Here is a 21,232-nt window from a genome sequence, read left to right on the forward strand (position 1 = left end):
CCGCTTAGGCCCCTTGAGAGTCCTTCCGCTTCGCGAGTTGGTCTTTGAGCTGGCGCGGAATGTTGCGGATGATCAGCATATCCTGCTCTTCATCGTACTCAACCGTCGATCCCAAATGATGGGCTTCGAAGGTGATGGCCAAGCCTTCAGCACGTCCTGTGAAGCGCTGGAACTCCTTCAAAGTCCGCTTGTCCGCAGGAATTTCCGGAGCCAGACCATAGTCCTTGTTCCGGATGTAGTCGTAGAAGGCTTTCGGTCGGTCTTCGTCGATCAGGCTCGAAAGTTCGTCCAGGGTTACCGGTTGCCCGAGTCGCGCTTGGGCGTTGGCGTAATCAACCAGCGTGTCGGTTTTCTCCCTGGCAGCTGCTTCTGGCAGGTCTTCGCTTTCAACGAAGTCGGAGAATGCTTTCAGCAGAGTTCGCGTCTCGCTTGGAGCATCGTGGCCTTCCTCGCAACCGATGAAGTCGCGGAAGTAGTCGAAAGCCTTGCGGCCACCTTTCTTGAGGAAGGAAATGTACTGGCGCGACTTGGGGTTGTTACGCCACTCAGACAGATTGATCCTTGCGGCAAGGTGGAGTTGCCCCACATCGAGATGCTTGATGGCGGCTACCTCGAGGCCTTCGGTCAGCGCGACGCCGTCGCGGTGATGGAGCATTGCGAGCATGAGGTAGTCAGTCATGCCTTGCTGGTAATGCGCCAGCAGGAAATGGCCCCCGACAGTCAGGCTCGATTCTTCCATCAGCCTCACCAAGTGCTCGGCTGCCTGGCGGCTGAAGCTCACGAAATCCTGTCCGCCATCCAGGTACTCGCTCAGCCACCCACTCAGTGGATAGGCCCCCGATTGACCATGGAAAAGCCCCCAACCTTTAGTTGCCTTGGCGTTGTAGGCATCGTTGAGATCGGCAAGCAGGTTATCTGCGGCCTCGTTGTGTTCTAGTTCGGCATCCCGGGAGTGGAGTGCCGCCGGGTTCCCGTCGGGTTTCTTGTCGATGAAATGGACAATGCAATGGCGAATGGGCATGGGGACCTCAGGTCAGACTGATAAGCAGAAAGCGGTTGCCGGCGAGATCCTAACGGGTGAGATCCTGCCGGCAACGGAGGAGGGCGATTAAGCGCAAGCGTCGAACCGGAACTCGCAAACTCGCTTGCGAGTGGTGCGTGCGCTGGGTCGATCGGTGACGAAAGATTCCGTTGGGATGCTGAACAGGCGGAGTTGGTCCCGTTGTTCGTGAACGGTGCAGATACTGCACTGCTCCAGCAGCACGTTGGTCGGCTCAGAATCCCGGTTGAAAACCAGCATGAGCCCCGAGGAGAGAGTTGGGATGTCCGGCGATAGTGAGCAGATACCCCCCTCGAGCTCCAGCATCAGGTCATGGAGTACAGGGGACCGCAGATCGGGGTGAACGATCAGCTGGGTGAAAAGCGTGAAGGTGCCATTACGGCGTGGCCATCCTTGACTGAAGAGTTCCCCGGCTAGGTAAACGTCCTGGCTGATATTGTCCATCGCGATGACCAGATCCAACCCTTTGCAGGTCGTGGCGATGAAATAGCCCTCTGCGCAGAGGAGAGCATTGCCAGCAGTCTGTTCGGTATCGGTTACCAGAATTTTGAATGCTACTGCTCGGGCGTCTGCGCCGAACTGGTTGTATCCGACACTGATGTAGGCATGCAGGTCCTGGGTGGTACCAGGATTCAGCTTGATCAGCCTGCGTTCCGCGGAATCGAAGATTGCCTGCGGAGAAAATGCCTCCTTCAACTCCTGAACGGCAGTGTCCACCGTACGATCGCCATCCAGCATGTAGGTGTAACCGTCGAGAAGTTCGGGGGTGAATTTGACCATTTGCCTGATTCCTTTTGGCTGGGGGTGGGAAGAGGTTGCGCGATTTGACGGGTGGCACAAAGCCAAAATGGCACGCTGAAATCCCGACTCGCCAAGCCGATAATCTGCCACCTGCTGGCGTGCCTGAACCCCCTGAATTCAGAGTGTGAACTCCACGCTTCCTTGTAGGAGACGTCAAGCTGCGCGGCTATCCAGTCGACGAACATCCAGGACCTGTGCAGGGGAAAAGACCACTACCTCGTAACTGCCGTCCGGGTAGGTGGCCACAAGTCCGTCATGACCGAGCTGCTCAAGTCGCTGCTGAATCTCAACTCCAAAATAGCCGTCGGTTTCAATAGCCCTGGTTATCAGCTCAATTGCAGTCTCGATCGAGAAAATCTGCTCGATGAGGGGAACGGCCGGACTGTCCAGGTCGTAGTCATGCTCAAGGCTGGCCAGGCAGTGGAGAGGGTTGCTCATGTTGAGCTTGACCTCCCAGACAGAGCCGCCAGGTCCTGCGTATTCATCGGCACAGGCTTGATCCCCGAAATACAGGCCGGAACCAAAAGTTCCGCGACTTGCGGGCTGGAAGTTAGTGGTTCGGGCTTTGGTCCCTCGGTAGAAGTTTTTTTGCTTCGGGAACATGGTTCTCTCCTGATCGAGTGCTCATGTTCCATGAAGAGGGGAGGTGCCAGAACCGAGGGGAAAATGCCGATCATCAAAAGATTTGGCAGAATGCTTCTGGCACAAGAAGGACGGCTTGATAGTGACTCCATCGCGGGGCAAGGGGCCCCAGCTACAGGAGCCAGCATCATGCAGAACGCCAACAACATTTCCGCATTCGAACAGCGCTACAACGAAAAGCTCGATGAGCTCGCAACCGAGCTGGATGGGGCCCTGCCTTCCTATCGTGAGCTGATGGCCCAGGTATCAGGCTTGCTGGCAGAAGACGGTCATTCTCTTGATGTGATCAGCGGATATGACGACTTCGAGGCGTTCTTCACCTGGCTCGACACGCTGACGGCATACGACCAGATGGATGAGGATGGTTCGCTCGAGGACCATAAGCCTCTCTTGGCAGTCATCTACGAAGCCATACGCGCAGGCGAGGCCTGACATTCGGGAAAAACCCGACACGCCTCTTTGAGTGTGTGTCGGGTTTTTGATTATCAGTCTTTGGCCGGTAGCGGTTCGCTGGGCTGATTGGGCTCCAACCCAGAATCGGCTTCGGGTGATTCTGCCGGCGGGAGCAGCTCCCCGGCCGAGTCGAAGCTCAGTCCATCCGACGTCTCAGAGCTGTTGATCACAGAGTGGTACAGCCCCTCGCCCATCTTCCAACCGGGATATGCAGTCATGCCGCCGACAAAGGCGATTACCAGCGCTGTCAGCACGATTCCGATCCACTCGATTGAGCGCTTGATCACTTTGACGGTGATCGAGTCCGGCTCATGCCGGTAATTCTCTTCCTGCTTTGCCCTTATCTCCAGAAACACCTCACGAAGGCGGGCTAGGAGCTTGTTGGCTTCTACCTCGCTGGTGAACCACGCGAGTGTGTTGTAGCCCTCCTTCACCTGCAACAGGGGCTTTTTGGAATCGAAGGGATTGTCCTCTTGAATGACCGTGAAGGAAGTGTGGCCGCCGTAGCCGCAACGTACAGCTGTGAACTGCCCCAGGGCAGCGAGATGGATGTCGTCCTGGTGGACTTCGATTTGGACTTCGTCCGCGGATTCGAAAACCTTCTTGTCTCGAATGCTGATCATGTTGGCTCCCTGGGTGAGAAAGGCCCTAGTGTCCTGGCCGTGGGCGCGCGCACAAGCGAAATGGCAGGGCTGAAATTCGGCCTAGGCCTCACCCAGGAACAGGAAACCCCGCCGAAGCGGGGTTCATGGAGTTGGGATTGAGCTCAACTCACTTTCTTGGACAGATCCGCGAAGGTGAAGCCTTTAACCTGCTGGAGCTGGCGCTCCAGGTGACCGATCAACTCAGCTTTCGCCCGGCTGAATTGCTCCACTCGCGTTTCCTGCGGTTTGGATTTGGAAGTGACCATGTAGCCGCCGATGAGGCTTTTGACGTTGTCATGTTCATAGCGATTCAGCGGGGAGGGAGCAGCCCCGGTTTGACTCTGCGCCCAGTCTTCCTGAGCAGCTACGACCTTGAATGCGTTGTCCGCAGGCACGCATTGCCGGAATACCGGGTTCTTCAGCCAGTTTTCCATCGTGACCCGGTGTTCGTCCAGATCCTCGGCGGAAAGGCCCTGATAGTCATTCAGGAAGAACCAGTTGACATCACCCCAGCGGCAGTTGTCATGCCAGTCCGGGGTAGAGAAAACCTCGATTCGGCCGGCATACGGGGCTACGAACAGGCACTCGCCTTGGCCCAGATCAGCCATGGTCCCGAGAGGCATCTCTATAAGGATGTCAGCAATCTTGAAGCCGACCTCCTGCATGCGCTGATAGGCCAGGCGCTCCGCCTCGTCACTGGAATAGGTGTTGATGGCGCGATTGAGGTCGAGAGCGTTGGGGTTATTGGTGCTCATGGAGTAGATCCTTCGTTGATGAATTCGATGGACCTATGGTGAGGCTGCGCCGGTTGTGCCAGAACCGGTGCAGCAGACCGAACTGGAAATGCTCAGGCAGAACCATGATCCAGTTTTACCAGCGCTTCCGGGAACGCGATGATGTGGCCCTCCGCATAGCTTTCGACGCGGATCTTGCCGAAATCAGCTCCCAGAGTCCTCCCAAGCTCGAACACCTCGATGGCGTTGGTGGCCCGAACGCCGATGCAGTAACTGCCGATACCGTCGAGGCCGGGGGTAGCTCTCTCCCGCAGGCCAGCTGCTTCGAGGCGAAGTAGCAGATTTCTCGCAGTTTCATTGCAGGGTTGGAGCACAGTTCAGTCCTCCAGGCTCTCTTGCGGTTGGGCAGCCGGTGCGCCAGGCAAATAGTGTTCAGGCCCGAGTTTCTCTGGCGAGATTCGCTGCAACGCCCAGCCGTCAACATATAGCCAGCCATCTTGCTCCTGGAATGAACCCTCAAGGAGGTTTGTCCGGTAGCGATGCGCGTAGGCTTCGACCTCCGCATCAGACGGCACCGCAGGCAGGCCTTTCTCCACTCGGGTCCGCGCATCCCTTACTGCCCGGTCAAGACGCATCTGAGCCGCAGCCCTGTTCATTCGCCCTCTTAGGGTATCTTCTGCATCCTCAAGATCGGGGTCGATCCCCATCAGCTTGACCTCATTGCTGAAGGCGGATACGGCAATTTCAAGGTGCGCCTTCCAATGCTCGGCTTGGTGCCGGCACTCTAGGTCGAGCTGAGCACTGGTGGTGATGCGGCCAACAGCTCGATCATAGTGGGCGATCATGCATGCCTCGGATTGATCTGCGCGGATTGGTTTATGCCAGTAGCGCCATCGGAACCCGAGATCCAGCCAGCCAGGCTGCGAGACGATCATTTCCGAATTGCTAATCCGTTCGACAACAAGCCAGGGGGTCTGATCGATCCATACCGCATCGACGGGCGGTTCGTCCTCAGTCAGCGGCTCGTAAGCGACTGGCCCGTCTAATGGGGCGAAGACCTTTTCGGACTCCACAACGTCGTACCAGGGGTAAGAATGGGACAGGGGAGGAGGCAGCACCAGTGGTTGCTTGCCGGCGAGGAGCCGATGATAGAGCGAACTCTTGTCCGGGAGGTGGTTGGGCATTGCTCCAGCTGCGGCAACGATTTCGAGATAGCGCTGCCACACCGGGCAGCTTTCCGATGGCGTGATCATTGAGCTCCTCCAGGAGTTGCTGAGGCTCATGATGGTAACGGCCGACTCTAGCTTGGCTATGCCAAAACGCAACGGTGAATTTCCCGGTTATCCTCGTCCACCGGTGCCGGTTTAATTGGCGGCTGCTCATTACTTAGAGGCTCAGGAGAAATAGCATGAGCACGACAGATGATGGATTTCCTCCGCGGGTAAAAGAAGATCTACGGCGGGATGTTGGGGGTTACTGTTCAGCCCCATTTTGTGGGATTCAGACCTTTGTCTACGACCGGGCCCGGCGCAAAGACAAGCTGACGGGCGATGCTGCGCATATCTGCGGAGCGCGCCCACACGCGGCCCGATATTACGATCTGCCGATGGATGTGGATCGTCACGGCTATGAAAATGGGATTTGGCTGTGCGCGGTGTGCCATCGCATGATCGATCACAGTGCGTGCCTTTACCCGGTTGACATGCTGCTCCATTGGAAGCGCCTGGCAATAGACGCTCACCAAGCCGGAGGACGCCGCCTTCAAGCTCTGATGGTTGGCAGTGATCTCACCCGCGATCATCAAAACGCGGCGCAATTTCTCAACGACGTATGGCAGGTCAGAGTGAAGTTCCGGGAGGCGAAGTTCAACGTATCGCCCGGGGATCGGTTCAACTCCACTGTAAAGTTCGACACTGAGTTTGCTCGACTGATTCGGAACCGGGCCGGCCTGTACATGGCCAAGCCCTGGAACGCCTACCATCCGCACTGGACATTCACTCCGGAAATTCAGGTTTGGGAAAGTGAGATCGTTCGGATGGCTGGACGCCTGGCCGAAATGCCTGCCCTGGCATTGATGGGTGAGGGAATGTTCGATTTCTACCACCAGGTGGACGAGGAGGGGAATTTGGTGTTCCGCGACGAATCAACGAGGTCCCTGCACATCTTTGTGCAGATGCTGGAGCGCTTCGACGAGTTCCTGACGGATTACAAGGGGCCACAACAGAGCCCCTATGGCTCCTCACCCTATGGCTTCTAGCAGGGTGCGACTGTACCGAGGTGGAAGGTCTCTTGGACCTTCCTGCTCACCAGTTCGAGTGCTTCATCGACGGTCAGCGGGGGAAGGGAGTCGTCTCGGTAGAAGACATGCACTCCGCGCCCGATGAGATTGGCAGTTCCCCGCTCGCGATTGATGCGCAGTTGGCAGGCATCTATCGAGTGTCCGCCGGCTGCACGGCCCATGATGGCGAAGATGCTCTTCGCACAGCCTTCGGGAGATGCGAAATCGAACTCCTCGGGGATAGGAGTCGAGGTGGTGGGCAGCACCGGAATGGTGGTCGATCCATAAAGCAGGTGGGCGTGCTGGAGTTTCATGGCCGTGCTCCTGTTGTGGTTTGCAGTCAGGATCGGCCGCATGCTCTTGTGCCAGAAGCAGCTGGGCCGGAGTAATCCCGGCCCCACCGGCGCCTTCAAGCGACCGCCGCGGACTCCACAATCTGTACCGGGAACCCGATTGGCTCCAGGGCCTGATATACGACTTCGCCGCCAATGGTCTCGTGCGCCAGCAGTTGCTCGACGATGAAATCCAGCTCTGGGCGGCAGTTCTCGATCAGTGCCAACGCCTTTTCATACCCAGCGTTCAGCAGCGTATCCACCTTTTCCATGATGATCCGGGCATCGATCGCTATGCCGAGCTCTCGCATGGTCGCCAGGCTGGTGAGGCTTTCGTCATTGGACATCCCGTAACTGGTCACCATTGAAAGGGCTATCCTAGTGGCTTCTTGCAGGTCCCCGGCAGCGCCAGTGGATACTTCCTGAAAGACGTTAGCTTCCGCAGCGCGACCGGCCAGAACCATAGCGAGCTGCGCCTGAATCTCGGACTGCAAATGCAGTCGCTTGTCCTCGAGCGGAAGAATCAGGGTGACGCCTTGCGCAGGCCCGCGGGGGAGAATGGTGACTTTTTCCACCCGTCCGGTGTTGAGAAGCGCGCCAACCAGTGCATGACCAGCTTCATGAACTGCCACTCTACGACGGTCCTCAGGGCTTGCCAGTTTCTGGTTCTCATCCGCTTCACCCATGCGCTGGATCTCGATTGCTTCCAGGATGTGGTGCATTCCAACTTCGGTATCGCTGCTGCGAGCGGCAAGAAGCGCTGCGTTGTTCGCAACGAAGGCGATAGCTGCTGGCGTCAGCCCCATGCAGTTCTTGGCAAGGCGGTCATAGTTCAGGTCTTCTGCCGGCTTGGTCTTGCCTAGGTACAGCTGCAGTAAGCGTACCCGGTCCTCGAGCGTCGGTAGGGGGACATGAACGGTCCGGTCGAATCGACCTTCCCGGCGAAGAGCTTTGTCCAGGGCATCGACATGGTTGGTTGCGGCGATCAGCATCACCCCAGCATTTTCGCTAAACCCATCCAGCTCGGTGAGGAACTGATTGACGATGCGGTTCCCTTCACCATCGGCAAGGCGCCCTTGGTCGACGCGCCGGCCAATCCCGTCTATTTCGTCGATGAACAGGATGCACGGCGCTTTGCGGCGTGCCTCTCGGAACAGGCCCTTTACCTTCTGGATGCCAACGCCATAGAACATGCTGCTGAAGCTGCTGCCATTCGCTTCGATGAAGTTCACGCCACACTCATTTGCCAGCGCCTTGGCCAAGAGCGTTTTGCCTACGCCTGGGTCGCCGGTAAACAGAACCCCTCTCGGTGGTCGCGCGTTCAGCAGGGCGAAATTCTCTGGGGTCCGCAGCCATGCGGTCATGTCCATCAGGGTTCGCTTTGCCTCATCGCACCCGATCACGTCCTTGAAGGTGACCTTGGATGTCGCTTTTTTCCTACGGATCGTGAGGTAGGGGCTCAACATGGGCCAGAGCATGCACCCGAAGAAGAGGACCATCATCAGTTGAACCGCTACGTCCAGCGAACGGGCTGCGCTGATCTGAGGGCCGATCTTCAGTTCCTGAATGGTGAACAACGGAGTCTTTTCGTTGTAGATCAAGTTGAGCAACTGCCGGGCTACTTGGCCGAACTGGTCGCTCACGACATAGGCCCGTTCGTCCTTGGTCGTGATGTAGATGTCTTCCTTCCCGATGTCAGCTTCGATGACGTTCCCTAGACGGACGTCTTCCATGAGGTTGTCCAGCGTTTTCCTGTTATCGGTCCACCGGGAGGGGTTCTTGCTGATCTGATCCATGATCGTTGCCTGGTGCTGACCAGCAGACGTATCAGGCCCCTGGGGTTGCAGGAATTGGTTGTACGCCCAGTATCCGCCGAACAGCACCAAGGTGAGTGCGCACCCGATCATTGACTGCACATACTTGTTGCGCAGGGACCGGCGGATGCGCGTGAGGAGCGAGTCTTTCATGGAGTTCCCTTTAGGCCGGGCCCAAGGCTGGCCCGCTGGTGATGAAAAGATCATGAGCAGGTGGAGTGTTCAAGCCATCTCCACCTTCTGAAAAGCTGGCGCTTGGTTAAAAGCCCATGCCGAGCTGCTCTGTCAGCTGGGTGGCCGGAGCAGGCTTGGGCGCTGGCGAATGGTTGCCTGCAGGCGCGTCTGCAGGCACGTACACCGGCTCCTTCTGCAGGCCCAGTTCAACTTTGATCTTTTGGACAGCAAGGTAGGCCTCGATGTAGGGACGGGTGTGTTCACCGTGAAGCCCACGAGTGCTCAGGTTGAGCCCTACCTTTCCACTTGCATCAGCCATGAGGTAGCGACGGCCATCCTTGATCACCTGAACGAAGCCCTGTGCGTATCCGCTCTCCGCGAAGCGGGTGAGGCGGTCTACTTCAGAGAAACGTGAGCACAGGCTTGTGTGCAGAACCTGCAGGTGATGCTCGGCTTTCTTGAGGTCGTCTTGCTTCGGATCTACGCCGGCCCATTCGAGGATAGTGGCCCAGGTGCCGGATTGAGTGCGCGGCAGCTGGACTCCGGTAACCGCGGTGAACACTGCCTTGCCGACATTGTTCAATCCGTTTGCCAGGAAATTGAGCGCATACGCATCGCGTGCCAGGAGAGCTTCGGCGAAATGCAGGTGATAGTCCCGCACCTGGATTTCTCGACCGGCGCGCCCGCCCAGCTCGTGAGCGTACATGGCTGCTATCCCTTCGACCGTATGGGTCTCAGGTGACGGTTGGAGTTTGCGTACTGCAGTCATCGTGTATCCCCTGGCTGTGTTCAGAATGGACACAGTTTCAGGGCAGACGATGCGTGCCAGAACCGCAGTGAATTGCCCTGCGGCCCTGGTAGAAGGCCTTACAGGCGCTGAACCTTTACCTTCAGCTTGATCTCATCAGCACCTATTCCGTTAGCAATTTCCACCTCGGAATTAGCCATGACGACCATGCTGCTGTTTAGACTTTGGATACGGAAGGATGCAGATTCGAGTTCGGTGTCTCCGAGTTTGAGTTTTTGCTCTTCGAGGACCTGAACGTAGCTACCGTCGACAGAGACGGCAAATTTGTCGTCGGACGCTTCTCGAGCCGTAATATCGGCCATGAACCCAACGGGCACCTTTTCCTTCTCTCGAGTCGGTTTGTCACAGGCGGGTTTGAAGGGATTCAACCAGCGGCTGATGCCTTCCCGGCACGTCACCGTCACGTTGGTATCGATTTCCTTGAAACGCCCATCGTTGAAATGGGCGGTAGCCCCTTTCGAGATTTCCTGGGTACCGCTGCTGAGCACAACGCCGCCCTTGGTGACTTCGGTCTGGATCGTGATGCGATCGCCGGCGGATGCAGGCACCGAAATTACAGCGGCCGCGACTGCGGCAAGAGCAAGCATGGGGAGTTTTGGCATTCGTTCTCCAAAGGGTATTTAAACCCTGGATTGAGGGGTGAAGCACCTTTTCAGGTGCTTCGTTCAATGAGGCGGATCATTGCCTTGGCAGCTTGAGAGAGCCTACTGTTCTTGGTCGACGGCGCTCCGCTGACCGACAGCCATGCAGCCGGCAACGAACATAAGGATGAGAAGGCAAAGGGCACCGGCCCCCATGGTCGTCAGCAGACCGAAGATTCGATCCGGGTCAGCGGTCATGTCCTGGTCGAACAAGGCGTACAGCCAGTCACTCTTGAAGCGGCCGAGATAGTAGGTCAGAGCGAACACCGCAAAAATGATCAAACGAAGCATCATGAGCTCCTACAGGACTGCTTTGAGATAGTCGATTGCGGGGTCAAGTTGCTGGACGGGATTGACCTGGTGGTCATCCATGAAGCCGATCAGCAACTGGACATCGGAACTGAAGGCTCCCGAAGTCAACAGGGCCTGCGCCAGCGAGCTGCCAACTTCGTATTTGGAAGCTGCAGCCTCCCAGTTACCAACTGGACCGACCTTAGCGATTTGCGAAATGCATCGTTGGGCGGTGAACCCGCTGGTGAGTCCACCGCGGATAGACAGGAGGATTGCCAGTTGCGTCTGAGACGAAACCTCGGTGTCCTGGGGCTTGGTAGCGTCAGTGTTCTGGTTCATATGGATAGGAGTCCAATGGTGGAGACTCCTATCCTATGAAGTGGTGGCGACCCGTACGAGCCAAGTTGAGGGGCTGAAATCCGTTATGGACCGGGACGGCGGACTCACTTCTTCGAGATGATCTCCAGTACCCGCACGAACAGGTTGATGATGTCCAGGTAGAGCGATGCCGCGCTGTCCACCGCGTTGTCGACGGTCCGCTCGATCTGGTTGGCCCGCCCCCAATCCACACCTACGTATCCACAAAAAATGGCTGCGACGATCCAGTCCATTACGCCCAGTTTTACGTCGAACACGAAGATCTGCAGCAGCTCAACCACGATCGTGATGCACAACGCCCAGAAAAGCGCAGCCTCGATCCGTTTGAAGAAGGCCGGGAACAGCGTTCCCAGAACCATCATGGATACCGTGAGGAGGGTGGTGACACGGACTGCCGCGATGATGTTTTCCTGCGAGTGGCCGGGAATGAACATGACCAATACCAGGCCGATCGGAACCACGATCATGTTGTAGCCGAAGAAGCTAATGATCGGGTTCTTCGAGCTGAAGATAATGATGCAGCCGACGATCGCACTGGCGAAGTATCCGATGATGAACACCAACGGGTTGATCGCTTTGATGGTTTCGGTCGGGATGGTTGCTACCATCCACCAGTTCAGGGCGAAGCCCCAGAGAAGTACCGCTCCGAGGATCAGGTTGTAAACCGACGCGGATATCTGGTGATAGCTGCCGATGCGGCTGAAGGTATCGTTCTTGAACATGATGGTTCCTTTCGCTCGACGAGCCCCCCATGGACATCGTCAGGTCCTACATTCAATTACCTGGTCGCGTGTGCCACCAGCTGGTTCATAGCAACTTAGAGATGCTCAACTACATCCCCGCTCTGAGAGTAAAAGACGGTTTTGTTGACGACGTTGAACTCTCTATCTTGGTATGCAGCTCGCCACATAGACTCCGGGACGTCGCAGCCCAGTTCACGGACCACCCCCTTGAAATAGCCAAGCTCCTGGGCATGAGAACGTGGGTCGTCGAGGTTGGAGTAAATGATCCGTTCATCGCTGTATTGCTGGCCCGCAGGCGGCTCCGCGAAAACGACTAGGTAGAACTCTGCCATTGGCTTGTCCCACCCAAGTTGAACCCGGACCAAGCCATTGGACTTCGCGCACGGCACGCAAACAATGTGTTGGCTCATCCGAAATCCCTAGAAGTTGATGAATGTTGGCGCATCGGCCAGCTTGAAACGGTACGAAATGATAGGTCCGCGCTTGATTCCTCCCCAGAACGTGGACGCATTTGAGGTCTGATCCGGCACCACCAATGTGCGCGAAAGCAGTGTGAGTTCCTTTGCCTGGTCGAGCAGCCACACTGGTTCATAATCTGGCTCAGGGCGATCTGCGCCGATGAATAGCAGATACACCCGCTGAAGCTCGGTGCTGTAAGCAACCCCTACATTCTTTTTGCCCATGAAGTCGGGATAACAGATCAACTCATATCGATCAATGTCCGCGCCGACACCATCGTTGAGGGCGTGACGATACTCGGCCAACATCATTTCTGCTTCCGCATATGCGTCAGCAATGGGAGTTTTCCCTTTTCCACTGAATGGTATCGGATCGCTGAGAGTGCATTTTCCTGTGGGCGTATCAGTCATTTGTCATTCCCTACATTATCGCGGGCGCGAATAACACGCCTCTTTTACGGCCCAAGCCCCACACTTGATGGGGCTTGGGATTCAACAGACGGGCTTAACCGATCAGGATGCTTTGGCGAGGTGAGGAGCCTGGGCCACTGGTGTGAGGAGTTCGACCAGCGCGGACTGCTGTTTCACGTCGAGCTTCCTGAAACGGGCAATTAGGCGAAGTTCATCCGCGGACAGACCTTCGCCGTTCGCTGCAGGAAGGTTCTCATTCCCATCCTGAGATTCGGCCTCAAGGCTCGCTTCGAGCCGAGCAAGGATTTCTGAGTTCATGCTGCGGAAGTTCCCCCGGGCAACGTCCGCGATTTTGTTGCGCATTCCGTCCGGGAAGCGAACCACGAATTTGTCTGCGATTCGTGAGGCATATAGTGGGAATTGACTGTTGCTCACTTTCTTTCCTTCATTCTGTCCACGTTCATGCGACTGAGGACCTCTCAGGGCAGTCCATGGGGTTGTTAGTCTATCGGCCCGCTGGCGTTATTCGAGCCAAACCGAGGCCCAGGTTTTCAGGCTGTACTACTGAAGCGCTTGGTCATTGTCGGCCGGTGCTAGTCTGGGATCGGGTTGGTTTCGTTCTCGTCGCGGATAGCGCGGCACAGGTTCAACAGCGCTTCACGGACCTTCGGGGAGCGGCCGCCGCCGGAGAAGGGCACACAGAACTCGACGTCTGCCATTTCACCCTCGTCGCTGATCACTGCTACGCAAACGTCAGAGTCCCCGTCCAGGATCAACCGCAAGCGTCCTTGGCCCATATCCTCCCTGCGTTCGAAGAACTCACCCAGGGGAAGCGGCGGCCCCTGATCCTCGGTCTGCTGCTTGAGCAGTGCGCGGGCAGCCTCAATGACCTGGCCGCCAAAGAGTGTGTCGCCGAAGCGACCTCCGTCCTCGGTCAGCGTTTCTGCTGCCTCTTCGATTGCCAGGCTGGTGATCAGGACCATAGTTTCATCCTCGTAGTTCGGGTTTAGAGAAACAGCGCCAGCTGCCCGATCAGGGCATTTCGCTTGTCTTCTTCCTTTTTCTGGAACTTTGCTTGCAGGGTTTCGACCAGCGCATGCGGGTCATTGATGATCGGCATCAGCCCGTGGAACCAGGCCTGGTTGCCCACGCGCATCATCCGATCCCACTCTCCCAGGCTGCCCTTGTAGAGGGTTACAGTTCCGAGACCGACCAGGTAATGGACAACGCCAGAGGGGTTATCCAGCACCGAGATTCGGTTCAGGGCATAGTCGAGGTCGAACTCCCAGAACAATGCCGCACCTTCTTCGTCGATCTCGAACTCGTCACCTACGTTCGCGTTCTGAACGATCTTGCCGTTCGGAAGAACGGTGGTGTCTTCCCAATCCACGGCAGCAGCTTCCACATTGCGGAATCCGCGCCACGCGGCGAAATATTCCTCATCCGCGAAGGGAACCTCTGCACGGAAGGAAACGTCCTTCTCGGTGTACTTAGGAATCGAGGCAAGATCGGGAATGTCATAACGCTTGCCTTGCTCGTAGATCTCTTTCCAGGTGCGCAGGGCCATGAAGCTGCGTTGGTACTGGTACCGGCCCCAGAGGCAGTCCAGAGCGATTAGCTGGCGGTGGTCAAGAAGATGGAAGCGGGGAGCAATGCCCAGCTTGCGTGCAGCGATCTGCTCCCGGACTTGTATCGTCAGAATCAGGCGCAGCAGCTCCAGGGTATATCCCGGAGCGTAAGCGTTGGGTACGACCTTAATTGTCCCGGTTTCTTCGTTGATCGTACGCGCCAGCCAGCAGCGCGCAGACGGATCGAAGTGTCGCGCCAGCATGTAGTTCCGCAGGTCGAGCAGGGGCTTCATCCAAGCGTGCTTTCCGCCCTCAGCCGAAATCATGTTTTCGGCGCTGGTGTCCTTCGAGATACGTCCGCAGGCCCAGCAACCTGTCCTGGCGGAGCAGGGTGGGCGGTTCTGCTCCCGGCCCGAGATGTACTGGTTGACCATGCAGTCCCCGCCGTTGGCGTCCCGGTAGATATCAACCAACTCTTCGAAGTCGGAGTAGGCCTCAATCTTCTCGGAGCGGACGTGCCCGATGTAGGTGAAGATGTCGAACGCATCCCATTCGGCGATCGGGCTCAACACGAGTTGACCATCTTCCATCGCATCGACAGCTTCCGTAGAACTCTCACCTCGAGCCTTCATCCGTGCAGCGCGCTGCGCGCTTTCCTCGAAGCGTGTGCCGATCAGGCTTACCAGATTTGCGTCTTTCGCTTTGACTCCATCCTTTTCGGCTATCCAGGCACGCACTTGGCGCTTGATTCGGTCCAATGCTGACTTCTTCATCATCTGTTGGCACTTGGTGTTGTTGCCCACCGACATGATCGTGCGGCCGGACAGCAGGCCAACGAGATAGTCGTTGGACAGATTTGGGGAGGCCACCCAAACACGAGTCTCGATACCGGCAGTTTTGGCGTAAGCCTTGATCGCCCTGATCTGGCCTTTGTTGTAGATCTCGATCACTGGATTTTCGAGACCAGTGTTCGAATGGATTACGTGCAGTGCCGGAACACTGTGGCCTTCAGCGATCAGATCGCGCAGGGCGGTAAACGCCAAATTCAGTGTCACGCTGCTGTCCTTGCCTCCCGACCAGGCCACCACTAGGCGACGACCTTCGCGCACCTGCTGCTTGATGGCCTCAACCGCGGCTTTCACCTTCTCGTCGAAGGTCAGGTCTACCACCTGCAGAAGAACCGGGGCAGGCTCTGCGGCGTCGAATAGGCCGGCTTGTATCGACTGGTTCAGTTTGGTTTGCGCGGAGGTCATGGTGCTGGGCTCACTGCGATGAATATCGGAATGAGCCCAGTTTCAGGGGCACTTGGTTGTGCCAGAACCGGGGTAAAGGAAAAGTTTCGAGTTGCTGCTCAGGGGAGGTATGGGAGCCGCTGGGCGCAACTCAGGGGCTAAGTTCAGTGCCAATAGCTGGAGTTGAACCAGGGTTAGGGGGCAGGCGCCCCCTCAGTTAACGGACGGGATGATCAGGAGCCGAGATTGCGGTTCAGCCCGGCTGGACCAGCACTATCGGGACTCGCACTACGGGGCCCATCTCTTTGGCGACGATAGCGCGGCAGGCGGCCACCTTGACGCCCTTGTAGGTTTCAAAGCTGGTGCCCGAGTCGAAGCAATGAGCGCTCCCCCAAAATTCACCTTGGCGGCTCGGGTCTCCCGATTCGTGGTTGCCCAGGACGATGGCGCGCTTCTCGATCAACGGGCCAAGTTGGCTCCAGTTGCTCGAGGGGCTGTATTTGTCGCCGATCTTGGCCATCATGCCGCCAGGCGCTTTATCCCAGATCCAGTAGCCTCCATTCGCTGTATTTCCGAAAGCCATCGGGTCGTACTTTATCGGCAGGCCTTCAATCGTTGCGATGGCCCAGTCCAGTGCCGCGCCGATCAGCTCCTCAGTTTGTACTTCAACCATGTTCATCGTTGTGGTCCTTCTTCTAGAGACGCGCTCTTGGGGGGTTGGTTATGCGATGACGCGATTCAAGAGGATCGCCGGGGCGGTGAGCTGGGGAGTTTGCTTGGCGGCTGTGATAGCCAGGATGCCCTTGCTGCAGCTGATCTGCAGAATGGCACCCTGATCGTCACGCGCCAGGATGGACACGCCCATCGACATTGCGACGTCTAAGCGCATGGCTCCAGATGCCACGGCGTAGCCGAGGGCGGTGAGTTGCTGGAGTGGGGAGTGCTGCTGGCTCATGGCTCATTACTCGCTTGTTCGTTGATGTAGCCATGTTCGAGCGGCTCAGCCTGTGCCACCACCAGGGGCTGAATTTTCTTTCAGGCCCCTTACTCAGTCGATGAACCGACGGAACTGAGCCCTTTCCGGATGCTTTGCCATCGGCATAAGGCGATCCGCTTCTGTGGGTTCCTGCAGCTCTCCGTCCCTCAGCACGCAAGTCATGAGACCATCGACCGCATCGCGCAGTACGTCGTTGAGATTTCGCAGGTGTAGTGCTTCTTCCTCATGACCATGAAAGGCCGCTTGTTCGCAAAGGCCTACGAGAAGCATGGAATTCGCGATGAGGGACAGGGCCTCCAGGGACATCTCCAGATTGCGCTGGCAAGCCTGCGATGCGACCACCACACGGTCTGCTTGCGGCAGAACCATGGCAACTGCACCGTTGTTGTACTCGCGGAGCTCCCAGAGACCGCCAGAAAACTTGCCCTCCATCAGCGAATTCATGACCGAATACAGGTTGTTTGCGAAGTTCGAGCTTTGGCGACCGATCTTCAGTTCCAAATGCTGTACAGCATGCTCATTGGGGATTACGCGGTAGGACACGTGGAAGACTCCAGGACGATGAGCCCCGGTCAGCCCGGGGCGTAGGGGTTAGATGGTGCTCGCGACCGGGGTGGCGACCAGTTGGGAGGTGATGATGTAGTGCTGACGATGACCTTCAGCAGTGGGGTCCGGGCTAGAGCCCGCCTCTTCGTAGAGGTTGCGGATTGCCACTTCCTGGGCGGTTCCCTCATCCGCACAGCGCACGTGATAGACAGAATCATCATCATCATCTGCGAGTCTGCAGGTCACGGCATACAGGCTGCCATTCGGGTCCACCTCATGAACGACACTGCGCAGAGGGACGAGTACCGAAGTGGAGGGCTGGATCGAATCATTGAGGGCAGTTGCCAGACGCTCGATGTGCTCGCGGCAGCCGCTTGAAAGTACCTCGATCGGTGAGTCCGGGTTGTCGGTGTTTACGCAGAGCTCCCAGGCAATCCCAAGCCAGGTGCTGGCGCTACTGGCAGCGCGATAGAAATTCTGGTGCTCACTTGGAAGGAGGTTGACCTCCTCTTGGTCATAGATGAGGACATGCTCGTCGTCATAGAGCAGGGCAAGCCCGGGAGCCAGGCCCACGTCGTGTTGAATGCTGCTCAGCAGATCTTGGTCCTGGGCAGGATGGATCGACCTGAACAGGATCGGGGTGGCTGGATCATCAGTGTTCTCCAGCTGGCCAACCTGGCGGGTGAATGAGTTCGTAATCTTCATAGGTGGACACCTGTGGCCGTTGTGTTGATGAGGTCATTACACGGTGGTCAGGGGTGTGCCAGAAGCGGTTCGTGAATTGGAGACGGGTACTTTGGTTGGTACCAGCTATACAGGCGGAATAGCCTCATGGATGCAAGGTCGTCGCGCCTTGCCAATCCCTAATAGGAGGCCTGAATGGCAAAGCCGGAAATCGACTGGTTGGTTTATGTGAATGGCGTGGAGGTAGGGCAGGTCCCCCACGAGGAAATGGAGCAGATCACCGCGACGGTGAAGCGCGACTGGGTGGTGTATGTCTCCCAGGGTGTGGAAGTCCTGAAAACGGCGCTTCGGATGCTGAAGCTCGCAGTGATGTGTGCCCCGGCGGTTGCGTTGCTTCTACTGGTGTTCGACGCTCTTAGCTCGCCAGTTGAATTCGATCGTGACTTCCAGCTGCGATCTCCTCACGAGCTGGTTCTGGCATATGCTGCGTTCGGATACCTGATCGCGGGCGGCACCACGCTGGTCATGCTGGCTATGGGGTGCCGGTTTGGCTTCCAAAACCAGTTTACGGCCCGCGTCGTGCGCTCTACCAGGAGATTCCTGGCGGTACCAGCGGACGGTGAGGTGCAAATAGAAGGGATTCACCGCCATCCACAACCGCCCGTGATGAGTTGGTGGCAGATTCTCCGTGCAGCACTCAAACCGCTGTGCAAGAGAGGGGAGGTGCAACCACCGGCGCAAGGATGATCAAGGCAAAGACACGAAGGCCGGCTTTGCCGGCCTTTTTGATGGGGCTATCTGAGTCGCACCAGGAAGCCTGCGAGGGCGTTATCGATGCAGCTCCTGGCATCTAAGCCGACAGCCATGAACATGCCCGAGAGCCCATCAGGTGCCGCTGCAGCCTCCAGTCGAACACGAAGGAAACCGTCAGAGAACTCAGGTCGATACTTCAGAACCCAATCCAGACGTTCAGTCTCTGACCGTTCGACGCCCAGCGAATGATCAGAACAGCATTTCACCGCGCTCACCTTTTCTTCGGGCTTTCTCTCGAGCCTCTTTCAGCAATTCGTCGGGCCACGGAACCATGCCCGTGACGGTGCATTCTTCTATGGGGGCGATTGCGCCGGCGATACCGGTCAAGGTCACATGCGTTGCCTGCTCGCGAAGGCAGTAACGCATCTTGCCGCCCTGGAAGTCCCTGCAAGAGTCGAAGAGGATCTCGCCAAGGAAGTCGTCACCGAAATCAGGTTTCGATTCCACGCGGCACATGTAGCCGGTTACCCGGTACCGACCTGGTTCCTTGCCGAAACTGTCGGTGCCGTAATTGACAAGAGCCCCTACTTCTGGGGCCAGGATTTCTGCGGGGATAAGGTTCGACATGACAGTAGCTCAATGGTGAATTTGAGCCATGCTCACCCACTCTGCGCGGTGCCACTATCCCCGCCGGCGAGCCCATTCATTAGTCGCTCAAGCGCCTCACGGGTGGCGTCTTCAGCTTGCTCGAGAGCATCCTTGTGGCCCTGCTGATATGCGGTGCGAAGATTCTTTGCACTGAACTCCGGGTCACACCGTAGCTCACGAATGGCTCTACAGAGTTGCTCCCCAAAGCCCTGAACATGGTCCAAGGTCACGGCGGGGAGTGCTGGCGTCTGACGGTGATTCTCGCTTTCCATGGCTTGCCTCTCGGGAGCACGGTAGGAAACGGACGTTTATAGGGCCAGGAGCCCTAGCCTCTATTTCATTCCCTGATCTGGGCCATGAAAAGCGAAAATGGGGGGCGGAAATTCCTAGACTGGGCTGAAGTCTCTGGCTTTCTCGTTCAAGGCCCGTAGCAATTGCTCGCCGGCAGCGTCACCGAAACCCCGCTGTAACCTGGTACCAACAGCTTCGTTCCCAACGAATGCCATTGCCTCCGCCACACGCCTTCCAGCTTCTTGATGGCCGATTAGGAAGTCGACCGCAACCACGAAATGCGAATGTCGATTGCCGCGGCTGTCTTTCGTCTGGTGGCTGTCCCTGGTCACACCATAGACAGTCAGGGAGGGAATGGAGTCTGGGTCAAGCTCTCCATGAACAGCCGTGATCTGAAGTCTGTCGAGCGGGAATGTCTGGATTTCCAGCTGCAGAACGCCATGGTCGACGCTGATATGGTCATACGAACCCTGGGCAAGCCAGTTGTTGAGGAGGGCGGCCTGGCGCTTATATTCCCTTGTTATCTCCATGGCCTTGCCGATCCGGTTGAAGGCAAGCAAGAGGCATATCGCTGCAATGGTGTTCGATATCCAGAAAACGACTGCTGTGGATAGGCTTGCTTCCAGCAGTTGACGACCATCACCGATAACGCACCAGGTCATCCAACCTAAGCAGATCAGGATATCGCCCAGGGCGAAGAATGTGCGTTTGTCGATAGGGGCGTGGAGCTCCCATTGGGTGCGAAGATCAGTACCTTCGAATATCTCGTCCGCCATCAGAGAGCGTCGAAACTTGTGCATGGTGAACCTCATGGACTGTTTGAGTTTCGCCCAGTCTCGGAGGCGGGCTCGCGTGCCAGAAGCCGTAGCCGGCGCTGCAGTCACCGGCTGTGGAATTCACGCAGCTTGGGTCGGCTGGTGTTGGGGAGGGGTGGGTACAGTCTTGAGGCTCTGGCCCTTTTTCGGCGTCAGCGCGCGGACGGTGTTCGTCATTCCGTCGGCCATGTCGATCAGGTAGGTCGTCGAGAAGACACTCACGATCATCCCAACCAAGCCCAGGTGGCGAGCAACAGCGGAGGGAGCCTGGTATCCGATGAACCCCAGCGCGATCGCAGTTGCGGCCAGCGCAAAGGCATACCTGTCGATTTTGCTGCGACGTGCGATCAGTTCGTCCAGACTCCGGGTGCATGTTTGTGGGCGGGCACGGCCAACAGTATCCATACGGTGGTTCATTTCCTGGTTTGGGGATTGGGGAAGTAGTGCCGAACATTTTCCATCGGCGACACGTGCATCACGGACATGTATCCGAACCAAAAGTCATTGAGGTTCAGATTGATCGCCGTCGAGTCGACAGGGGCGATGCGCGTATCGCACATAGCATTGGTGCCCGAAATGGAGAAGTGAAGCCTGCACGCCATGGGCCTGGAGTTGTAGATAGAGCAGGCATTCTGCTTCAGGAAGGGACAGGGTTGCCGGAAGTAACGGTTGGCGAGTTCACCTACCGGCTCCCCGGAGGGAGACTGGGTGCGCTTCCTGCCAGTCGCCTCGGCGATGATGTCGGCCTCAACTTCATGGATGGCCACCGCGATATGGCAGCAGTGGCTGCAGGTCTTCTGGCAGGCCGAATGAGGGCCGATGGCCTCTGCAATCCGATCGCCAAGCTTCCGAAGACGCATGTATTTCGCCTTGAGACTACCCTTCTGATCACCGATTTCAGCCGCCATTTCGCCTGCATTCACTATCCAGGGAGCGTCCCGTGCGATGCGGAAGGCATTTTCCTGGGCAGTCGCCTCCAGTGCCTCTCGCTTCGGCAAGCTGGAAACGTCGATGGTTGAGATCAGTTCATTCATAG

Annotated in this window: 30 protein-coding genes; 3 read left to right on the top strand and 27 right to left on the bottom strand. The window is 57.2% G+C overall.

All coding sequences use genetic code 11. The annotated features are described in order from the left end of the window. Positions 1 to 4 precede the first annotated feature (4 nt). The 3 genes from yejK to LT948_RS16005 form a co-directional block, all read right to left on the bottom strand. Positions 5 to 1,021: a nucleoid-associated protein YejK gene (gene yejK, locus LT948_RS15995; protein WP_021018462.1), complete on the bottom strand. Its 1,017-nt coding sequence runs from the start codon at positions 1,019 to 1,021 to the stop codon at positions 5 to 7. Between the two features lie 87 nt (positions 1,022 to 1,108). Next, complete coding sequence (locus LT948_RS16000) at positions 1,109 to 1,840, bottom strand: hypothetical protein (protein ID WP_010792774.1); 732 nt, start codon at positions 1,838 to 1,840, stop codon at positions 1,109 to 1,111. A gap of 174 nt (positions 1,841 to 2,014) precedes the next feature. Next, complete coding sequence (locus LT948_RS16005) at positions 2,015 to 2,464, bottom strand: ADP-ribosyltransferase-containing protein (RefSeq protein WP_010792775.1); 450 nt, start codon at positions 2,462 to 2,464, stop codon at positions 2,015 to 2,017. A 168-nt stretch (positions 2,465 to 2,632) separates the two neighbouring features. Between LT948_RS16005 and LT948_RS16010 the strand changes: the two genes are divergently transcribed. After that, positions 2,633 to 2,935: a hypothetical protein gene (locus LT948_RS16010; RefSeq protein WP_010792776.1), complete on the top strand. Its 303-nt coding sequence runs from the start codon at positions 2,633 to 2,635 to the stop codon at positions 2,933 to 2,935. Positions 2,936 to 2,988: 53 nt separating this feature from the next. Here the strand turns inward: LT948_RS16010 and LT948_RS16015 are convergent, their stop codons facing one another. The 4 genes from LT948_RS16015 to LT948_RS16030 all read right to left on the bottom strand — a co-directional run bounded on the left by LT948_RS16015 (position 2,989) and on the right by LT948_RS16030 (position 5,587). Further along, positions 2,989 to 3,579 carry a hypothetical protein gene (locus tag LT948_RS16015; protein WP_010792777.1) on the bottom strand — a complete coding sequence of 197 codons (591 nt, stop codon included), beginning with the start codon at positions 3,577 to 3,579 and terminating at the stop codon, positions 2,989 to 2,991. 143 nt (positions 3,580 to 3,722) lie between these two features. Beyond that, complete coding sequence (locus LT948_RS16020; protein ID WP_010792778.1) at positions 3,723 to 4,355, bottom strand: hypothetical protein; 633 nt, start codon at positions 4,353 to 4,355, stop codon at positions 3,723 to 3,725. Between the two features lie 92 nt (positions 4,356 to 4,447). Continuing rightward, on the bottom strand, positions 4,448 to 4,708 hold the full coding sequence (locus LT948_RS16025) for a hypothetical protein (RefSeq protein WP_010792779.1): 261 nt from the start codon (positions 4,706 to 4,708) through the stop codon (positions 4,448 to 4,450). Between the two features lie 3 nt (positions 4,709 to 4,711). Next, a complete protein-coding gene (locus LT948_RS16030; RefSeq protein WP_010792780.1) occupies positions 4,712 to 5,587 on the bottom strand; it encodes a hypothetical protein in 876 nt (291 codons plus the stop codon). A gap of 155 nt (positions 5,588 to 5,742) precedes the next feature. Here LT948_RS16030 and LT948_RS16035 point away from each other — a divergent pair, with 155 nt between their 5' ends. Further along, complete coding sequence (locus LT948_RS16035) at positions 5,743 to 6,591, top strand: HNH endonuclease (RefSeq protein WP_010792781.1); 849 nt, start codon at positions 5,743 to 5,745, stop codon at positions 6,589 to 6,591. Here the strand turns inward: LT948_RS16035 and LT948_RS16040 are convergent. The 16 genes from LT948_RS16040 to LT948_RS16115 all read right to left on the bottom strand — a co-directional run bounded on the left by LT948_RS16040 (position 6,588) and on the right by LT948_RS16115 (position 17,710). Next, positions 6,588 to 6,926, bottom strand: coding sequence for a hypothetical protein (locus LT948_RS16040; RefSeq protein WP_010792782.1), 339 nt, complete (start codon positions 6,924 to 6,926; stop codon positions 6,588 to 6,590). The genes LT948_RS16035 and LT948_RS16040 overlap by 4 nt on opposite strands. A 95-nt stretch (positions 6,927 to 7,021) precedes the next feature. Next, positions 7,022 to 8,911, bottom strand: coding sequence for an AAA family ATPase (locus LT948_RS16045; RefSeq protein WP_010792783.1), 1,890 nt, complete (start codon positions 8,909 to 8,911; stop codon positions 7,022 to 7,024). Positions 8,912 to 9,017: 106 nt separating this feature from the next. Further along, on the bottom strand, positions 9,018 to 9,638 hold the full coding sequence (locus tag LT948_RS16050; protein WP_010792784.1) for a hypothetical protein: 621 nt from the start codon (positions 9,636 to 9,638) through the stop codon (positions 9,018 to 9,020). A gap of 161 nt (positions 9,639 to 9,799) precedes the next feature. Continuing rightward, positions 9,800 to 10,342, bottom strand: coding sequence for a hypothetical protein (locus LT948_RS16055; RefSeq protein ID WP_010792785.1), 543 nt, complete (start codon positions 10,340 to 10,342; stop codon positions 9,800 to 9,802). A gap of 102 nt (positions 10,343 to 10,444) precedes the next feature. Then, the gene (locus LT948_RS16060) at positions 10,445 to 10,672 is read right to left on the bottom strand and encodes a hypothetical protein (RefSeq protein ID WP_010792786.1); all 228 of its coding nucleotides are present in this window, start codon (positions 10,670 to 10,672) and stop codon (positions 10,445 to 10,447) included. A 9-nt stretch (positions 10,673 to 10,681) separates the two neighbouring features. Continuing rightward, the gene (locus LT948_RS16065) at positions 10,682 to 11,011 is read right to left on the bottom strand and encodes a hypothetical protein (RefSeq protein ID WP_010792787.1); all 330 of its coding nucleotides are present in this window, start codon (positions 11,009 to 11,011) and stop codon (positions 10,682 to 10,684) included. 104 nt (positions 11,012 to 11,115) lie between these two features. Further along, on the bottom strand, positions 11,116 to 11,772 hold the full coding sequence (locus LT948_RS16070) for a Bax inhibitor-1 family protein (protein WP_010792788.1): 657 nt from the start codon (positions 11,770 to 11,772) through the stop codon (positions 11,116 to 11,118). Between the two features lie 95 nt (positions 11,773 to 11,867). Then, positions 11,868 to 12,203 carry a hypothetical protein gene (locus tag LT948_RS16075; RefSeq protein WP_019437741.1) on the bottom strand — a complete coding sequence of 112 codons (336 nt, stop codon included), beginning with the start codon at positions 12,201 to 12,203 and terminating at the stop codon, positions 11,868 to 11,870. A gap of 9 nt (positions 12,204 to 12,212) precedes the next feature. Beyond that, positions 12,213 to 12,662, bottom strand: coding sequence for a hypothetical protein (locus tag LT948_RS16080; RefSeq protein WP_026031883.1), 450 nt, complete (start codon positions 12,660 to 12,662; stop codon positions 12,213 to 12,215). A gap of 102 nt (positions 12,663 to 12,764) precedes the next feature. Beyond that, positions 12,765 to 13,097 carry an Arc family DNA-binding protein gene (locus tag LT948_RS16085; protein WP_019437739.1) on the bottom strand — a complete coding sequence of 111 codons (333 nt, stop codon included), beginning with the start codon at positions 13,095 to 13,097 and terminating at the stop codon, positions 12,765 to 12,767. Between the two features lie 158 nt (positions 13,098 to 13,255). Then, positions 13,256 to 13,645: a hypothetical protein gene (locus LT948_RS16090; RefSeq protein ID WP_010792791.1), complete on the bottom strand. Its 390-nt coding sequence runs from the start codon at positions 13,643 to 13,645 to the stop codon at positions 13,256 to 13,258. A gap of 23 nt (positions 13,646 to 13,668) precedes the next feature. Continuing rightward, on the bottom strand, positions 13,669 to 15,483 hold the full coding sequence (locus LT948_RS16095; protein WP_010792792.1) for a phosphoadenosine phosphosulfate reductase domain-containing protein: 1,815 nt from the start codon (positions 15,481 to 15,483) through the stop codon (positions 13,669 to 13,671). 232 nt (positions 15,484 to 15,715) lie between these two features. Further along, the gene (locus LT948_RS16100) at positions 15,716 to 16,141 is read right to left on the bottom strand and encodes a phage protein NinX family protein (RefSeq protein WP_010792793.1); all 426 of its coding nucleotides are present in this window, start codon (positions 16,139 to 16,141) and stop codon (positions 15,716 to 15,718) included. 42 nt (positions 16,142 to 16,183) lie between these two features. After that, a complete protein-coding gene (locus tag LT948_RS16105; RefSeq protein ID WP_019437737.1) occupies positions 16,184 to 16,417 on the bottom strand; it encodes a hypothetical protein in 234 nt (77 codons plus the stop codon). Between the two features lie 93 nt (positions 16,418 to 16,510). After that, the gene (locus tag LT948_RS16110; RefSeq protein WP_019437736.1) at positions 16,511 to 17,002 is read right to left on the bottom strand and encodes a hypothetical protein; all 492 of its coding nucleotides are present in this window, start codon (positions 17,000 to 17,002) and stop codon (positions 16,511 to 16,513) included. Between the two features lie 48 nt (positions 17,003 to 17,050). Further along, the gene (locus LT948_RS16115; protein WP_019437735.1) at positions 17,051 to 17,710 is read right to left on the bottom strand and encodes a hypothetical protein; all 660 of its coding nucleotides are present in this window, start codon (positions 17,708 to 17,710) and stop codon (positions 17,051 to 17,053) included. Positions 17,711 to 17,884: 174 nt separating this feature from the next. Here LT948_RS16115 and LT948_RS16120 point away from each other — a divergent pair, with 174 nt between their 5' ends. Continuing rightward, the gene (locus tag LT948_RS16120) at positions 17,885 to 18,436 is read left to right on the top strand and encodes a hypothetical protein (protein WP_043313053.1); all 552 of its coding nucleotides are present in this window, start codon (positions 17,885 to 17,887) and stop codon (positions 18,434 to 18,436) included. 255 nt (positions 18,437 to 18,691) lie between these two features. Here LT948_RS16120 and LT948_RS16125 read toward each other — a convergent pair whose 3' ends face one another. From LT948_RS16125 to LT948_RS16140, 4 genes are all read right to left on the bottom strand, one after another. After that, positions 18,692 to 19,069, bottom strand: a complete 378-nt coding sequence (locus tag LT948_RS16125; protein ID WP_023111044.1) for a hypothetical protein — start codon at positions 19,067 to 19,069, stop codon at positions 18,692 to 18,694. 407 nt (positions 19,070 to 19,476) lie between these two features. Beyond that, the gene (locus LT948_RS16130) at positions 19,477 to 20,181 is read right to left on the bottom strand and encodes a hypothetical protein (protein ID WP_043313051.1); all 705 of its coding nucleotides are present in this window, start codon (positions 20,179 to 20,181) and stop codon (positions 19,477 to 19,479) included. Positions 20,182 to 20,277: 96 nt separating this feature from the next. Beyond that, complete coding sequence (locus LT948_RS16135; RefSeq protein ID WP_043313050.1) at positions 20,278 to 20,601, bottom strand: hypothetical protein; 324 nt, start codon at positions 20,599 to 20,601, stop codon at positions 20,278 to 20,280. 8 nt (positions 20,602 to 20,609) lie between these two features. Further along, entirely contained in the window at positions 20,610 to 21,230 is a 621-nt protein-coding gene (locus LT948_RS16140) for a YkgJ family cysteine cluster protein (RefSeq protein WP_232197093.1), read from the bottom strand. Positions 21,231 to 21,232 lie beyond the last annotated feature (2 nt).

The sequence above is a fragment of the Pseudomonas sp. CP-1 genome (assembly GCF_021213715.1).
Lineage (GTDB): Bacteria > Pseudomonadota > Gammaproteobacteria > Pseudomonadales > Pseudomonadaceae > Pseudomonas > Pseudomonas aeruginosa.

What these genes read in the sequence shown, in the direction of transcription:
- LT948_RS16065 (WP_010792787.1), bottom strand. Translation starts at nt 11,011, where the DNA reads ATGAACCAGAACACTGACGCTACCAAGCCCCAGGACACCGAGGTTTCG.
- LT948_RS16105 (WP_019437737.1), bottom strand. Translation starts at nt 16,417, where the DNA reads ATGAGCCAGCAGCACTCCCCACTCCAGCAACTCACCGCCCTCGGCTAC.
- LT948_RS16040 (WP_010792782.1), bottom strand. Translation starts at nt 6,926, where the DNA reads ATGAAACTCCAGCACGCCCACCTGCTTTATGGATCGACCACCATTCCG.
- LT948_RS16035 (WP_010792781.1), top strand. Translation starts at nt 5,743, where the DNA reads ATGAGCACGACAGATGATGGATTTCCTCCGCGGGTAAAAGAAGATCTA.
- LT948_RS16050 (WP_010792784.1), bottom strand. Translation starts at nt 9,638, where the DNA reads ATGTACGCTCACGAGCTGGGCGGGCGCGCCGGTCGAGAAATCCAGGTG.
- LT948_RS16115 (WP_019437735.1), bottom strand. Translation starts at nt 17,710, where the DNA reads ATGAAGATTACGAACTCATTCACCCGCCAGGTTGGCCAGCTGGAGAAC.
- LT948_RS16140 (WP_232197093.1), bottom strand. Translation starts at nt 21,230, where the DNA reads ATGAATGAACTGATCTCAACCATCGACGTTTCCAGCTTGCCGAAGCGA.
- LT948_RS16005 (WP_010792775.1), bottom strand. Translation starts at nt 2,464, where the DNA reads ATGTTCCCGAAGCAAAAAAACTTCTACCGAGGGACCAAAGCCCGAACC.
- LT948_RS16125 (WP_023111044.1), bottom strand. Translation starts at nt 19,069, where the DNA reads ATGTCGAACCTTATCCCCGCAGAAATCCTGGCCCCAGAAGTAGGGGCT.
- LT948_RS16020 (WP_010792778.1), bottom strand. Translation starts at nt 4,355, where the DNA reads ATGAGCACCAATAACCCCAACGCTCTCGACCTCAATCGCGCCATCAAC.
- LT948_RS16015 (WP_010792777.1), bottom strand. Translation starts at nt 3,579, where the DNA reads ATGATCAGCATTCGAGACAAGAAGGTTTTCGAATCCGCGGACGAAGTC.
- LT948_RS16130 (WP_043313051.1), bottom strand. Translation starts at nt 20,181, where the DNA reads ATGCACAAGTTTCGACGCTCTCTGATGGCGGACGAGATATTCGAAGGT.
- yejK (WP_021018462.1), bottom strand. Translation starts at nt 1,021, where the DNA reads ATGCCCATTCGCCATTGCATTGTCCATTTCATCGACAAGAAACCCGAC.
- LT948_RS16095 (WP_010792792.1), bottom strand. Translation starts at nt 15,483, where the DNA reads ATGACCTCCGCGCAAACCAAACTGAACCAGTCGATACAAGCCGGCCTA.
- LT948_RS16100 (WP_010792793.1), bottom strand. Translation starts at nt 16,141, where the DNA reads ATGAACATGGTTGAAGTACAAACTGAGGAGCTGATCGGCGCGGCACTG.
- LT948_RS16010 (WP_010792776.1), top strand. Translation starts at nt 2,633, where the DNA reads ATGCAGAACGCCAACAACATTTCCGCATTCGAACAGCGCTACAACGAA.
- LT948_RS16055 (WP_010792785.1), bottom strand. Translation starts at nt 10,342, where the DNA reads ATGCCAAAACTCCCCATGCTTGCTCTTGCCGCAGTCGCGGCCGCTGTA.
- LT948_RS16120 (WP_043313053.1), top strand. Translation starts at nt 17,885, where the DNA reads ATGGCAAAGCCGGAAATCGACTGGTTGGTTTATGTGAATGGCGTGGAG.
- LT948_RS16135 (WP_043313050.1), bottom strand. Translation starts at nt 20,601, where the DNA reads ATGGATACTGTTGGCCGTGCCCGCCCACAAACATGCACCCGGAGTCTG.
- LT948_RS16075 (WP_019437741.1), bottom strand. Translation starts at nt 12,203, where the DNA reads ATGAGCCAACACATTGTTTGCGTGCCGTGCGCGAAGTCCAATGGCTTG.
- LT948_RS16060 (WP_010792786.1), bottom strand. Translation starts at nt 10,672, where the DNA reads ATGCTTCGTTTGATCATTTTTGCGGTGTTCGCTCTGACCTACTATCTC.
- LT948_RS16045 (WP_010792783.1), bottom strand. Translation starts at nt 8,911, where the DNA reads ATGAAAGACTCGCTCCTCACGCGCATCCGCCGGTCCCTGCGCAACAAG.
- LT948_RS16030 (WP_010792780.1), bottom strand. Translation starts at nt 5,587, where the DNA reads ATGATCACGCCATCGGAAAGCTGCCCGGTGTGGCAGCGCTATCTCGAA.
- LT948_RS16000 (WP_010792774.1), bottom strand. Translation starts at nt 1,840, where the DNA reads ATGGTCAAATTCACCCCCGAACTTCTCGACGGTTACACCTACATGCTG.
- LT948_RS16080 (WP_026031883.1), bottom strand. Translation starts at nt 12,662, where the DNA reads ATGACTGATACGCCCACAGGAAAATGCACTCTCAGCGATCCGATACCA.
- LT948_RS16070 (WP_010792788.1), bottom strand. Translation starts at nt 11,772, where the DNA reads ATGTTCAAGAACGATACCTTCAGCCGCATCGGCAGCTATCACCAGATA.
- LT948_RS16090 (WP_010792791.1), bottom strand. Translation starts at nt 13,645, where the DNA reads ATGGTCCTGATCACCAGCCTGGCAATCGAAGAGGCAGCAGAAACGCTG.